This window comes from Sutterella megalosphaeroides (assembly GCF_003609995.1).
Classification (GTDB): Bacteria; Pseudomonadota; Gammaproteobacteria; order Burkholderiales; family Burkholderiaceae_F; genus Sutterella; species Sutterella megalosphaeroides.
On record NZ_AP018786.1, the window covers coordinates 1624713 to 1638346 of the forward strand.

The 13634-nt window shown below is 63.1% G+C and carries 9 protein-coding genes; 1 reads left to right on the top strand and 8 read right to left on the bottom strand.

All coding sequences use genetic code 11. The annotated features are described in order from the left end of the window. Positions 1-371 precede the first annotated feature (371 nt). Entirely contained in the window at positions 372-1334 is a 963-nt protein-coding gene (locus S6FBBBH3_RS06650; protein ID WP_232008746.1) for a LysR substrate-binding domain-containing protein, read from the bottom strand. A gap of 325 nt (positions 1335-1659) precedes the next feature. Between S6FBBBH3_RS06650 and S6FBBBH3_RS06655 the strand changes: the two genes are divergently transcribed. Further along, positions 1660-2622 (top strand): TDT family transporter, encoded by a 963-nt coding sequence (locus tag S6FBBBH3_RS06655; RefSeq protein ID WP_120177004.1) that lies wholly within the window; start codon positions 1660-1662, stop codon positions 2620-2622. Between the two features lie 156 nt (positions 2623-2778). Here the strand turns inward: S6FBBBH3_RS06655 and S6FBBBH3_RS06660 are convergent, their stop codons facing one another. The 7 genes from S6FBBBH3_RS06660 to S6FBBBH3_RS06690 all read right to left on the bottom strand — a co-directional run bounded on the left by S6FBBBH3_RS06660 (position 2779) and on the right by S6FBBBH3_RS06690 (position 13148). Continuing rightward, positions 2779-4947, bottom strand: coding sequence for an FAD-dependent oxidoreductase (locus S6FBBBH3_RS06660; protein WP_170143856.1), 2169 nt, complete (start codon positions 4945-4947; stop codon positions 2779-2781). 615 nt (positions 4948-5562) lie between these two features. Further along, on the bottom strand, positions 5563-7104 hold the full coding sequence (locus S6FBBBH3_RS06665) for an FAD-dependent oxidoreductase (protein WP_120177006.1): 1542 nt from the start codon (positions 7102-7104) through the stop codon (positions 5563-5565). A gap of 4 nt (positions 7105-7108) precedes the next feature. After that, positions 7109-7456 (bottom strand): cytochrome c3 family protein, encoded by a 348-nt coding sequence (locus tag S6FBBBH3_RS06670; protein ID WP_232008747.1) that lies wholly within the window; start codon positions 7454-7456, stop codon positions 7109-7111. Positions 7457-7558: 102 nt separating this feature from the next. Further along, positions 7559-8497 carry a sugar phosphate isomerase/epimerase family protein gene (locus tag S6FBBBH3_RS06675; protein WP_120177007.1) on the bottom strand — a complete coding sequence of 313 codons (939 nt, stop codon included), beginning with the start codon at positions 8495-8497 and terminating at the stop codon, positions 7559-7561. Between the two features lie 348 nt (positions 8498-8845). Continuing rightward, positions 8846-10474 carry an FAD-dependent oxidoreductase gene (locus S6FBBBH3_RS06680; RefSeq protein ID WP_120177008.1) on the bottom strand — a complete coding sequence of 543 codons (1629 nt, stop codon included), beginning with the start codon at positions 10472-10474 and terminating at the stop codon, positions 8846-8848. Continuing rightward, entirely contained in the window at positions 10471-11118 is a 648-nt protein-coding gene (locus S6FBBBH3_RS06685) for a response regulator transcription factor (RefSeq protein ID WP_120177009.1), read from the bottom strand. The genes S6FBBBH3_RS06680 and S6FBBBH3_RS06685 overlap by 4 nt, the downstream gene beginning before the upstream one ends. Further along, entirely contained in the window at positions 11115-13148 is a 2034-nt protein-coding gene (locus S6FBBBH3_RS06690) for a sensor histidine kinase (protein WP_170143857.1), read from the bottom strand. The genes S6FBBBH3_RS06685 and S6FBBBH3_RS06690 overlap by 4 nt, the downstream gene beginning before the upstream one ends. Positions 13149-13634 lie beyond the last annotated feature (486 nt).

Sequence of the window (13634 nt, forward strand, 5' to 3'; positions counted from 1 at the left end):
CGCGTTCGTCGCACCCGCCGCCCGAGGAAGCGCGATTCGGTGCGAACACGCACGATCGGAATCCGCTCTCGGGCACGTATTTTCAGATGGCTTCAAGGATACGACCAAAGTTTCCCGCCGTGAGCCCCTCTTTTTGTCACGATGTTACCGTTCTTTTGCTCGAATCCGCCGTTTCGCTCCAAAATCCCCGAAAAGGAGCGCTTTTGGAGTGAAAACACTTCCGGGGCACAACGCTGCGGGTTTGAGGACTCCGGTTGAGAGTATTTCTCAATAGGCTTCATAGCTCGCCAAACGCAAAAACCCGGGCAACTCCCCCGCGTTCGACACGCGGACGGGCTCCCCGGGTTTCAAGCGTCTCACGAGGACGACGCTCAGTACATCGCACGCGACGCGCGGTTTGCGTACGCGCGGCAGTGGTCCATCCAGAGGCGCACTTCTTCGCAGAGGTACTTGTCGCGGTGGTGGCAGAAGGTGAGCTGACGCATGAAGCGGTCGGGCAATTCGAGGCGCGTGACGTACCGCCCGTAATAGGGGTCGGAAAGGACGCGGCTCGAAATGTAGGTGAGGCCGAGCCCCATCAGCACAGAGCGAAGGATAGCGTCAAAACTGTCAAGCTCCGTACTCACGCGCACCGAGGTGAGCTTCTGGCGAAGCTGCGTATCGAAGAAATTCCGCGAGGACGACCCCTCTTCGCGCAGAATCCAGCGCGCGTTCGAGAGTTCTTCGTAGGAGACGGGGCGGCCGGAAAGGGGATGCTCCTTCGGGGCGATCACGACCATTTCGTCTTCCATCCAGGATTCGGTCACGAGCTCGGAATGGCGAACGGGCCCTTCGACAAGCGCCGTATCGAGCTCAAAGCGCACGAGCTTTTCGGCAATGCGCTGCGTGTTGGCGATTTCGACGCTCGGAATCCAGCCGAGGCGGTCTTCGAAGCCGCGCAGGAGTTCCGCAATCATGAAGGTTCCGACCGTGCGGGTGCAGCCCACGCGGAACGAGGTCAAGCGTTTGCGATTCGAGAAGAGCGACGAGATGTCCTTCGCGCGCGCCACCATTTCGTCCGCCTGGGGCATGAGACGCCGCCCTTCGGCCGTGAGGAAGATGCGGCCGCGGTTGCGGTCGAAAAGGTGCACGCCCAGGCGCGCTTCCAATTCGCCGAGCGCCTGAGAGACGGCGCTCTTGCTCATGCTGAGGTCGCGCGAGGCGTTGCCGATGTTTTCCGCCTTGGCAATCGCAAGGAAGACCTGAAGTTGCCGAAGGGTGACGGAGAGTTGCGTGTCGTCGGCGCCGAGTGTGGTCATGGTGGTTCCGGGGTCGTTGTGTTGAGGGTCGAACATGGGTTTCCTTTTTTCCGAGCCCGCTCGTCGGAGCGTCGCACGTCGAACGCCGTACGCGGCCGTCGCGGGCCCGTCCCTTGGAAAACATGATACCCGTTTGGTTTTCACGGATAGGGAGGAATTTCCCGAGTAGCTTTCCCGAACGTGCCGCCATTTCGTCCGTTCGAATCGTCGGACGTGCACGGTGTGTTCGGTTTTTCAGGACGAGTATTTTAGACTCAATCGACCTATTCGAACACAAACTCGGTAAAAACGATTAGAATCGCCCCTTCGTTTCGTTCAATACGGTGGTGCCCCGCCCGAGGCCCGCCTCTTCGAGGAACCCATGCTTCGTACGTTTCATCATCGTTTCCGCGGTCTTCCCACCCCGATGGGCGGGCTCGCGCTCGGCATCGGCAGTCTCGGCTGGTGTATGGAAAACGCTCTGCCTTTGCACGGTTGGGGCCAGTTGACGGGGGCCTTCCTCGCGACCTTCCTCCTCGTACTTCTCGCCGGGCGCTTTCTTCTGCACGTCGACACGCTCTGGCGCGACCTGCAGCATCCCGTCGCGGGCTCCATCGTCCCGACCTTCGCAATGGCCTTGATGGTGATTTCGCGCGCGACCTTGGACGCCTTCCCCGTGTTTGCGGAAACGCTCTGGTGCGTCGCGGTGGTGCTTCATCTCGCGGCCCTCGTCTTCTTCCTCTGGTTCCGCTCGCAGGAAAACATCATGGGGAACATGGTCCCCTCGTGGTTCATTCCGCCCGTGGGGATCATCGTGGCGGACGTGACGTTCCCGGGAGTGCCCGAGCTCCGGGGCATGGCGACCGTGCTCCTGACGATCGGCATGGCGAGCTACGCCGTGATGCTCCCCGTCATGATGTACCGCCTCATTTTCCACCCCGAGGTCCCCAACGCCGCGAAGCCCACGATCGCGATCATGGCGGCTCCGGCGTCCCTTTCGTTGGCGGGCTACCTCACGGTCGTGAAAGAGCCCAATCTCCTGCTTGTTGCAGTTCTCCTCGGGATTGCGATTCTCATGACGGTGGCGATCTACTTCGCGTTCTGGCGGCTCTTGCGCCTTCAGTTTTCGCCGGGGTATGCGGCCTTCACCTTCCCGATGGCCATCGGTGCGACGGCGCTTTACAAAACCGCAAACCTCGTCGCGACCTACCCCGGGACGGAAAACTACGTCACGCAACTCCGTTTTCTCGCACACGTGGAGCTTGCGGTGGCGACCGTCGTGATCCTTTACGTCTTCGTTCTCTACATGAAGAACCTCAAGGCCTTCATGGCGCCTCCGGCGTAAGAAGTACGACCTCCGACTTCCGGAAAAGGCTTCCCCGCATTGCGGGGAAAGTCATGAAGCAGGAAAGGCCGACGGGTGACCGTCGGCCTTTTCACTCATTGAGCTGTACGACCTCGGAAGATCCGCGCTTCGCCGTACGACCTCGGCGGAAGTCCTTCAGCGCGAGCCGTCCAAAGCCGCATCCCGCGCGCTCGGCCCTTCGGCAGGGTTTGCGTCGTGCCGATCGAGCGCGCTCGCGGGGGTCGGCCCCGTCACGGGCAGCGGTTCCGATTCGGGGAGCTTCACGGAATTCGCAGGTGCGGAAGGAGCTTCCGTATCGGCCGTATCGGCGCCCGAGGCCGCATTCGCACCGCCCGTCGTTACGGCCGCCGTGTTCTTCGCCGCTTCGCGCTTCAAGGTATCCGCAATCACGGCTCCCGCCGTGAGACCGCTCGTCGCGGCCCAGCCGAGGTTCGTGCCCGGCACGGCCGCCTGCCCCAACGCACCGCGCGCGACTTCACCCGCAACCCACAAGCCTTCGATCGGGGCCCCTTCGGGCGTGATGGCTTGCAGTCGCCCGTTCGCGATGAGCCCCCCTTGCGTCGTGGCGTAGCGGGGCTTTTCTTCGAGAATGTAGACCAAACCCGACAAACTCAAGGGGCTCGTCATGGCGGACGCGGGCCGACCGAAGTCATCGTCCTTTCCGTTCAGAACAAAGCCGTTGTAACGCGCGGCCGTTTCGGCGAGCGTCTCCGGGTCGACACCCGCACGGCGGGCGGCCTCTTCGAGCGTCGTGCCGCGCACGATGAGGGGCGCAAAGGCGGACTCGGAGACCGCGGGAGCGGCTTCGGTCGCCGTCGGAGCAGTAGCAGTTGCAACAGAACCGGCAACGCCATTCGAAGCTCCCTCTTCCGAAATCGTCGACTCGGCGTTCGATGGCGCGGTTTTGGCTTCGTTCGCGCGAATCCAGCCGTCGAGCGTCTCGCGCGTAAGACCTCGACCCTTCAGAGCCGCCGCAAACGACCCGAACGCCCCTTCGTCCATCACGAGAAAGAGCGACCCGCCCGCACGGTGCTGCGCGGCAAGGATCGCATCGTCGGGCCCCGCTTCGTTCACGACACGCTCGCCCTCGCGGTTGACGAGAATCGACCCGAGGGGGAGCACCGCTTGGTTCGCGCGCTTAAGCGACGCCCCCGTACCCGGAAGCACCTCAAGACCGTCCCAACGAACCGTCGCGGCGTTTCCCAAATCCCGCGCGGCACCCGCTTCGGCGCCGAGCACGAGACCGTCCCCGTCCGCCGAAACGACACCGCCGTAAAGCGCCGCAGAGAGCAATTCCTCGTTGGGATGCTTTCCGTTCTTGTCAATCGAGGCCGCAACCGCTTCTTCAATTGTCGCCCGATTCGCACCGTACCCGCCCGTCGCGAGCAGCACGGCTCGGGCGGAAACTTCGTACTCGACCCCGCGGCGGCCGTTCTTCGCCGTAACGCCCGCGACACGCCCGTTCTCGATCCGAAGGCCCTCGACCTTGGTGCCCGTCAAAATCTCCGCACCGCTCTCTCCCGTCAGCGTTCTCAGCCGCTGCGCGTACTCGGGACAACCTCCGCGAAGTGTCAGTTCTCGAGGTGTTTCGCTTCCCTGCGGGCGCACGAGGCCCGACTGAGTATCGAATCGCACGCCGTGCGCGATCAGCCAGTCGACGGCAAGCCCCGCATTTTCCGAGTAGAGCTTGACGGTGACGGGATCCGTCGATGCTCCGCCCCAGGTCAAGAGATCGCGCTCGAACTTTTCGGGCGTATCGTCGAGAATCCCGAGTTCGCGCTGCACGTGGGAGTCCGGCACCAGAAAGGCCCCCGTACACACGCCCGAAGCGCCCCCTGAAAAGTCCGCCTTTTCAAGGACCAGGACGGAAAGCCCCGCTTCGCGCGCCGCGACGGCTGCAATCATGCCGGCACTTCCCGCACCCACGACAACGAGGTCGACCGTTCGGGTTTCCTTGCGAATCTCAGTCGGAATCGGTACGGTCCTGCGCCACGCCTTGGGGTCCTCGCCCGCAGCCGTGAGGGCTTTTTCCACGGCCGCTACGACGGCGCGGGACGTCAGCGTTGCGCCCGAAACGAGGTCCACGGCGGTCGACTGCTCTTCCACCATGCGCGAAGCCGTCATCGGCGCCGCTACGGCGCCCACCCCCGGGGTTTCGCGGTTGGGACCGACCGAAATCATCGTGATTTCGCGGTCGGTAACGGTGACCGTCACGGGGACGGGTCCCATCATGCCTTGAGCTTCGGCCGTGTAGGTGCCGGGAACCAGGGCCTCGACACGCCCCGTAAGAAGCGCCAGACTCATAGCAATGCTCACCGCGAGCGTTGAGAGCGCGTGGGCACTCCCTCGGTCGGATACGCTCGCCCTCGGGCGCTTGAAGCGATTGAAACGTGTGAGGGGATCGAGATCGGGAGCGGTATCGGTATCGGGCAAGGGGCGGGAAACGGCGGAAACGGAGCGCTTCCGTTCGGGTTGTCGGCTGAACATGGTCGATGATGAGGTCTTGGGTCGCATGCGGGTGCCCGCCCTCAAGCGCCGATACGTGTCAAGCCGTATGTCGGGCACCGAGAGCGGTCCGAGCAACCCGTCGAAATTGTTGCTGTGTCGACCTATTCTGCGCCGCGCTCCCTTAAAAGTCCATTATTGCGAAAACGACCGCACGCAGACCTCTCGACGACCGTCCGACGACCGGCCGGAAAGGTTGCCTCCGACGATTCCTCCGAAGGGTCGCCCGACAACGACGAAGCCCCGCCCGACCGCAGAACTTGTCGGACGAGGCTTCGCGACCCCAAGGAATTCAGGTTGATTTCGGGCGCTGTTTCGGGCCTTGACGCGCGACTTCGTTCGAGATTCACCCGCCGTGTCGATCGGCCGATCGGGCGGTCGACGAACGGAGTCGTGCGCTTCAACCCTCTGCGATCAGGCTTCCTTGTAACCCGTCGCGTACTTGCCGGCCATGAAGCCCGAGGTGTGCGCAAAGCCGCAGGCGTTGCCGCCGCAGTAGAAGGCGCCGTGAACGCCCGCCACCGTTTCGCCCGCCGCGTAGAAGCCCCCGACGGGCTTCAGATCCCAGCCGAGCACTTCGAACTTTTCCGTGACGCGCACGCCGCCGCAGGAGAGGTTGTTCCACGGGAACATGCGGATCATGTACCAGGGGCCTTCGGTGAGCTTCCACTGCTGGTCCTTGCGACCGAACTGGAGGTCGTTCTTCGTGTCGACCGCTTCGTTCCAGACGGCGATCTGCTTTTTGAGTCCGTTCAAATCGACGCCGCTCTTTTCGCAGAGTTCTTCAAGCGTGTCGCATTTCCAGAGGTTTTCGCCCTTCGCGAATTCGGCTTCGACGCGCTCGGCCGTCCAGGAGGGAAGACCCACGAGGGCGCCCAGCTGAATCTTCTGCAACGTACGGTCCCAGGTCGCCTTGTCGGCCAAGACGTAGTGGCAGCCGTCGGGATTGGCGGCAAGCTTGGGCGTCACATGGCAGATCCCTTCGAGTTCGGTGACGAAGCGTTCGCCCTTCTTGTTGACGAGGATGCCGCCCTGACCGGTGATGAACCACCAACGGCAGTAGGGGCCGTTGCGACCGTTGACGACGATCCCGCAGGGATAGCTCGCAATGTACTGCATGTGCGAGAGCGGCACGCCCGCGTCGCGCACGGCAATCCGGAGCGCTTCGCCGTCGTTCGAAGGGCCGCCGATCGCGACCCCCTTCCCTGCGACGCTCGGAACCCAGAAGTCGAGCGATTCGGGGGTTCCGGTGATGCCGCCCGTCGCGAGAATGACGGCCTTCTTCGCACGGCACGTGACCACCTTGTCGCCCTTGCCGCAAGCGACACCGACGATGCGATTCGCCTTTTCGTCGTAGTAGATCTTCGAGAGACCCATGCCGTGATGAATTTTGAGACCGCGCTTTTCAAGAGCGGCGACGAGCACTTCGATGTAGTCGCGCCCCTTGAAGGACTCCTGTCGGTGGGCGCGCAGCTGACTGTGACCCGCGTACTTTTCGAGGTGATGGGGCTTCAAGCCGTTGTCTTCGAGCCAGTCAAAGGCTTCGCCCGAATGCTTCGCGAAGGCGTAGACGGGTTCCTTCAAAGACATGTGTTCGCCGTAAGCGATGATGTCGTTCGCAAAGGTTTCCCAGGTGTCCTTGCTGCCTTCCGGGTCGGCCTTCTGCATGCGGGAGCCCCAGGCGGTGAAAAGGCCGCCGCAGAGGTTCGTGGCGGTATGGAAGGGACTCATGCCTTTGTCGAAGATTTCAACCTTCGCACCCGCGTCGTGCGCCTGGCAGGCGGCCATCATACCGGCGCCCCCGCAGCCCAAAACGACAACATCCGTTTCCATGTCCCACTTTGCGGGAAGTTCCGCCGAAGAGGACGCCGCACGCGCCGCGGGAACCGTCAGAGCGGCCGCGCCCGTCACCGCGGCCCCGAGGAAATGACGACGGGAAAGTTCGGTCTTGCTCATTTTGTTATTCCCCCTTCATCTTGATGTCGAACGTGTGGCAGTCGTTGCATTCGAAGCGAGGCTTCGCGTGCATGCTGTGACAGTCGGAGCAGTCGGGTTCGCCGCGGTGCGAGAAGTGAGGATTCGGATTCATCTTTTCGGTGCGCTTCGCGACCGCCGCATAGGATTCGTGGCAGGTAAGGCACGTTTCCTTCGCCGGAGCCTTCATTTCACCGCCCTTGTGGCACGTGTCGCACGGAAGGCTCGCGTGGGGGCCGGCGGCCTTCATTTCCGCGGCCGACGCAGGAGCCGTCGCACCGACGGCAAGGAGTGCCGAAAGCGCCAGAGCGCCGAGAATGGACTTTTTCATCATGGCTGGATTCCTGGGATGGGTTGAGGGGCCCGGAGTCGGGGTACGACGGGGTACGTTGAGGTACAGAGAGGTACGGTCTCCGAGCCCTTGGGGAAAAAGGGGTCAGTGTTCGCCCGCGGCGTTCAAGACGGCCACCATGTCTTCGAGGTACATGCGGGCGCGGTCGAGCGGGCTCATCGTGAGCGCGAGGTCGGCGTTGCAGGCTTCGATCGAAATCGGGAGTCCCGGGAGGTGCTTCAAAAGACCCGTCAGGTCCGCGGCGCCCGTGCCGGGCGAGAGGCGGTAGTTGCGGGCCTGGTAGAGGATCCCGTCCATGTCCTTCGGCACTTCTTTGGTGATGTCGCACATCTGGCAGTACTTGAGACATTCCTTCGGAAGGTTGTCGATGTCTTCGAACGAATTCTTCGCGCGGAAGAAGTGGATCGGATCGACGAGAACGCCCGCGTTCGGACGGTTGACGCTCTTCATGATTTCGCCCGCACCCTTCACGGTGCTCACGTCGCACCAGGGCATCGGTTCGATCGAAAGCGAAAGCCCGTAGGGGTGTGCGATTTCGCAGAGTTCCGCGAAGTTGTCGGTCAAACGGTTGATGTCGGGGTCGTTGCCCGCGCAAAGGACGTCCGTCGCGCCGAGTCGGGCACCCGTTTCGAAGAAGGCCTTCCAGTTGACGGCGCGCGTGTCGGGCTTGATGCGGAGAATTTCAATGTCGAGCACCTTGACGCCCGTCGCCTTGAGGTTCGCTTCGACTTCGCGGATCATGGGCGTGTCGCCGATCATGTCCCACTGCGTTTCGGTGGGCGTTGCGGGAACGAGGCGAATCCCGACGTGACTGTAGCCCGCCTTGGCGGCGCAGAGAACTTGGTTCGCGGGCGAGACGTCGAGCACCGTGAGGGCCGCGAGCGAAATCGGACGCGGGAGTTTCAGGGGCTCGAACGAGCGCGACTTGAGGTCGACGGGAACGACCTTGGCGTTGGCGGCGGAGGAAAGGCCGAGGGCGGCGGCGCCGAGCGCGGCGGAGCCGAGGAAATGACGACGATTCATTGTCTTCTCCTTTGACATCGTGTCGGGGACGATCGGTGGTCGATCGCGGGTCGGTGGTCTTGGGTCGGGCGTTCGCGGCACGTTCAATTTTTTCGAACGCGCGTTTGCTCCGAACACTTTGCATGCTACCGACCCGCCTCTCGAACCCAATACCTACCGCGGTAGGTATCCGAAGGATGTGGCGGGAATCGCGGAGTTCCTTATCTTCTTCGTAATTCAGGTCTTTTTGTATGTTTTTCTTGAACTTCCCGTGTACGACGACGGGCGGGAAGACGGGCACCCGCAAGCACCCTCTTCCCGCCCGTTACGCGGATACGCATGTTCTTCGTGCGGTCTTCGCCGGTTTCTTTATCCCGCCTCCTTCAGTGAAGCCTTCACCGAAGCAGTCTCCGCCGCACTCGTCCCCGCAATCCGCCCGAAGACGAAGGTTTCCGTGAGGCCGTTTCCGCCCAGGCGGTCGCGACCGTGCAGGCCCCCGGTCGTTTCTCCCGCGGCGTAGAGCCCGAGGATCGGGCGCCCGCGCGTTGAAAGCACCCTCGCCTTCCCGTCGATCGCGATCCCGCCGCACGTAAAGTGCACGGACCACGTCTCCCGCCCGTAGAAAAACGGGGGCGACGTGAGAGGAACGCCTGAAAGCGGCCGCTCGAACGTGGAATCCCATCCCTTTCGGGCGTCCCAGTTCCAGCGTTCGATGGTGGCGGAAAGGTTCGAAAGCGGCACGCCGATGGCGGCCGCCAGAGCTTCGATGCTCTGGGCTTCCCGAACGATCCCTTCCGCGAGCTTCACGCCCAAGGTGGCGCTCTTTTGGGTGCTCGCGTCCGAAATCGCCCAGAAGCTCCGACCTTCCGTCACGTGCAGCGCGTCGGCGAGCTCCCCGAAGGGAACGCCCTCGGAAACAAAGCGCTTCCCTTCGTCGTTCACCCAGATTTCGCCCCCGACGAAGTCGAGCAGTCGCCCGCCCGAATAGGGAATCACCTGGATGTGCCGCATGCCGACTTCTTTCGCTCCGACCGCGCGCGCCATGCGAATGCCGTCGCCGGTCGCGCCGTCAAAGAGAAACCCTCGGGGGTTGGCGGTCGTGGGATAGCGCGCGTCGAGCCTCGCGTCGTAGGTCATGCGCATGGCGACGTTCGCGGAAAAGCCGCCCGTCGCGAGCACCACGGCGGGAGCGACGAAGTCGACCGTCCGGGCGCCCTCTTTCGCGCTCTTCCTACGGGCGCGAACGCCCGTGACCTTGATGTCGGACGACGCCTTTTCCCCGCTGCGTGTGAGGAGTTCCAGGGCTTCGGTCGAATGAAAGAACCGCACGCCCAGGGTTTTGGCGCGCCCCGCAAGCGCCGTCACATAGTCGTAGCCCGCCGCGGGCGTACCCGTCGAAATGTTGCGGCTCGTCACCGCACCCACGGCGCGGTATAGGAGCGGCCTCCACTCGACCCCCATGCCCGCAAGCCACCGCACGGCCGATTCGCTCTCCTCCGCGAGAATCCGCGCGAGTTCGGGGTTCGATTCGCCCGCGCCCGCTTCGAGAATCTCCCGCACCATACGTTCGACGTCGGCATCGCGCTCGGCCGGGTTCGTTGCTTCGGGCTTCCTTCGCGCAATGGAAACCGAGCCCGACGAGTAAATCCCGTGCCCGCCCGTGATCGCGCCTTTTTCAAGGAGCACCACGCGTCGGGCGCCCGCTTCTCGGGCCGCGACCGCAGCCGAAAGCCCTGCGGTGCCCGAACCCACCACGACGACGTCGGCTTCGATCCTTTCCGTCGATTCGGCCGGATGGGATGCTTCGGTGACGGGTGTGCTCTCGGATCCTTCAGCACTTGCCGCATTCGCGCTCGCACCCCAAAGCCCGGGGAACGCAGGCAGTGCCAGCCCAACGCCAAGCTTCGCCGTCCGTTCGCAGAAGGCGCGACGGGTCGTGCGGAGGTCGTTTGCGTCCGATTCGTGAGTTGCGTGGGTATTGTGGATTTCGTCCGTCACGCCCGTACCTCGTGCGTATCAAGGAGCTCCTCGGGGTCCGCGACGCCCGACTCGAGCACGAGCCGAAGGAGCTCCCGCTGCGAATGAACGCCGAACTTCGCGAAGGCGTTCGAGCGGTGCATCTTGATGGTGCTCACCTCAAGCCCGAGCGCTCGGGCGGTTTCTTTGATTTGTTCCCCCTTCAGGACGGAGCGCACCACGTCGCGTTCGCGCGGCGTCAGGTCCGCAAACGTTCGCTTCAGGGCGTCGACCGGGGCGCTCTCCAAAGCGGCCTGCATCGAAAGCGTCACGGCGCTCGAGACCTTCTGAACGAACTCCAAGGGCTCAACGGGCTTTTCGAGAAAATCCACGGCTCCGTGCCGCACGGCGTGAACGGCCGTCGAAATCGTGCCGTGCGCGGAAAGGAAGAGTACGGGCAGCGTCGCCCCGCGCCGCTCCATCTCGGCCTGCACTTCAAGGCCCGTCATCCCGGGCATGCGCATGTCAAGCACCACGCACCCCGGGCCCGAGAGCGTATCGGTCTCAAGAAAGGTGCGGCCGTCGGGGTAATAACGAACATCCCAGCCCATGGTGGTGAGCAGAAGCTCGAACGAATCGGCGAGGGCCGCATCGTCGTCGACGATGCGAACGAGGGGTTTGGTCATGAGGGGTCTCCGGTTTTTTGATTGTCGCGGGTTGTGGTGTTCGAATCGAAACTCTTGAAGCTCTCGCTGTTCTCGAAGCGCTCGACCCTGTCGAAGGTCACGGCCGCTTCGAGGCCGCATTCGGGGAGGCGCCGCAAGGCAAGCCGCGCTCCGTGCTCGTCGACGATGTTCCGTACGATGGCAAGCCCCAAGCCGAGGCCGTCCGCTTTGACGCTTTCGCTCACGCGTTTCAAGCGCTCGAACGCCTCGTCCGGGAGCCTCGGGCCGTTGTCGACGACGCGAACGCGCACGTCGCCTTCCGCGAGCTCCGGTGCTTGCGGGCCCGTTTCGAGCATCACCCGCACGCGCGGACCCGCGGGGTCCGTCGTCTGGGCGGAAGCTTCGAGCGCGTTTTTGATGAGGTTCAGGAAAAGAAGTTCGAGTTCGAGCGGATCGCCTTCGACGAGAATCGGGTGCCCCGCCGCGTCCGCGGGCGCATAGTCGGTTTCGATCCGCCCTTTTCGGCTCCGACGGGCGCCGGCCACAGCCGCTTCGAGCCGCTCGTAGAGGTCGACGGGTCGGGGCGAACGCTTTTCGCGCTTGGCGTAGGCGCGCACCCGATCGACGATCTCGGCGATGCGGCGCGCTTCCTTTTCGGCGCCCGAGGCCGCACGGGAAAGAACCAGGTCGACGGCGTCGGTCGCATCCGCCGCGGGAGGAACGGCAATGGGATTCGGAGTCTTACCCTTCCCCGTCGAGCTTCCCGCAGCCAACTGCGCAAGCCGCATGCGAAGGACCGCCATGTAGTTGATGACGGACCCCACGGGCTGCTTCAATTCGTGCGCGATCATGGCGCAAAGCTGACTGATGGCGCCCATGCGTTCGAGCTCTCCGAGGCGAAGGCGCGCGGCGCGCTCCGCTTCTTCAAGACGAGCGCGTTCCGCCAACGCTTCGCGAAGCTCCCGCGTACGGACGTCGACCAGGCGCCGAAGCCGCCACTCGTGAAAGAGAATGAGCCCGAGCGCGATGACAATCGCAACCACGTACCACTTGAAGCGCCGCCAGAGCGCTTCGGGGGTCCAACTCTCCAAATAGGCCCATTCGCCGAGGTGAAGGCTCCGCTCCAATTCGCGCACCGCATGAAAGTCGCTCGTCACCTGCCAGACGTACCGCCCGCCCGTCAAGGCGTCGGCGGGCTTCACGGGCGTCAAGAGCGCAATCGTCATGAGCCGGGCGAGCTCGGGATCGGTCCCGGGTAAGGCCCCTGCCACCCAGTCGGGGTAAAGCTTCGTCGAATGCCGACAGGCAAGAAGCTCGTCCGTGACGGGCGCGACCACTTTCAAAGCTCCCGGCTCCACGAGCCCGCGGGCTTCCGCGCGCTCCAGAGCGCAGGCAGGCAAAATCCCCACGTCGAAATTCCCGGCCAAGACGCTCGATACGACGTTCGGGACGCCGTACGTCATGAAGTGGACGTCCCCGAAGAAATCTTTCGAGTCGTAGCCCGCTTCCTGCACTTCCAGGCGGGCGGCGAGCCACCCGTCCAAGGCCGTGGGGAGCGTTGCGGCCGTGCGCTTACCCTTCAAGTCCGTCAACGTCGTGATGTCGGAGCGGTCGCTTCGCACAACGAAAGCCGCCCCGACGGACTGCGCGGGGTTGACGGCGGCGGTAGATAGGCGCGTTGCAATCGGATGTGCGCCCGTCGCGTCGAGCACGCGACGAAAGTCGGCCGAGGGCGCAATGAAAAGGTCGGGCCGAACGCGGTCGATGTCGGAAAGAAGCGTGATGCTTGAAAGGCGCACCACGGAGACGCGCGCTCCCGGCACATGACGCTCGATCGCTTCGATCGTGGGGCGGAGCGTCGTCGAGGGAAAATCCGTTTCGCTCGACTCCACGACGCCGATCAGAACGGTGCGCGTAGGCGTCCGCTCGGGTGGGGCGTCGGCAGCCGTATGGGTAGGTGTGGCGAGTACGCAGGCGACCCCCAGGAGTCCCACGACTCCCGTCAGCAGGGAACGTTTGCCCGGAACCTTCAAGCCGCTCGTTTTGCGCATCGTCCAATCGTCACTTCGTAGAGGGGGTTGGTCGCCTCGAAGCTCGACACCGGAACGGGTACGCCCCATGAGGCTCGTTCATCCAACTATACCGAAGGCGGCACGTGGTCGAACTCGACCTAGGACGAGAGGCCGAGCTTTGTTCGACCTTTCTCGCCCCGAATTTTCGGATGCGGACGGTCGGTCGTCCTGTTGCTTCTTGTACGTCGAAAATACAACAACGAAAACAGGTGCTCCATCTTACTTTACTCTACTGTAAATGGCCTATTTTTAAGAAATATCCAAAATGTGTTGCGTTTATACAACACACTGAAAACATATACGCAAAATAGCCCATTCATGTTTATCAATGAGTTCCTGATTTGTCACCTTGTTGTAATAAAAACTTCTTGACGCATTTGCTATCGTGAATTCACTCGCTGCAACAGAAGCGAGGCACTTCAACTTTTCGGATAGGAAAATCCATCATGAAGAAGACTCTTGCCG

What these genes read in the sequence shown, in the direction of transcription:
- S6FBBBH3_RS06660 (WP_170143856.1), bottom strand. Translation starts at nt 4,947, where the DNA reads ATGAGTCTGGCGCTTCTTACGGGGCGTGTCGAGGCCCTGGTTCCCGGC.
- S6FBBBH3_RS06685 (WP_120177009.1), bottom strand. Translation starts at nt 11,118, where the DNA reads ATGACCAAACCCCTCGTTCGCATCGTCGACGACGATGCGGCCCTCGCC.
- S6FBBBH3_RS06650 (WP_232008746.1), bottom strand. Translation starts at nt 1,334, where the DNA reads ATGTTCGACCCTCAACACAACGACCCCGGAACCACCATGACCACACTC.
- S6FBBBH3_RS06670 (WP_232008747.1), bottom strand. Translation starts at nt 7,456, where the DNA reads ATGATGAAAAAGTCCATTCTCGGCGCTCTGGCGCTTTCGGCACTCCTT.
- S6FBBBH3_RS06690 (WP_170143857.1), bottom strand. Translation starts at nt 13,148, where the DNA reads ATGCGCAAAACGAGCGGCTTGAAGGTTCCGGGCAAACGTTCCCTGCTG.
- S6FBBBH3_RS06655 (WP_120177004.1), top strand. Translation starts at nt 1,660, where the DNA reads ATGCTTCGTACGTTTCATCATCGTTTCCGCGGTCTTCCCACCCCGATG.
- S6FBBBH3_RS06675 (WP_120177007.1), bottom strand. Translation starts at nt 8,497, where the DNA reads ATGAATCGTCGTCATTTCCTCGGCTCCGCCGCGCTCGGCGCCGCCGCC.
- S6FBBBH3_RS06665 (WP_120177006.1), bottom strand. Translation starts at nt 7,104, where the DNA reads ATGAGCAAGACCGAACTTTCCCGTCGTCATTTCCTCGGGGCCGCGGTG.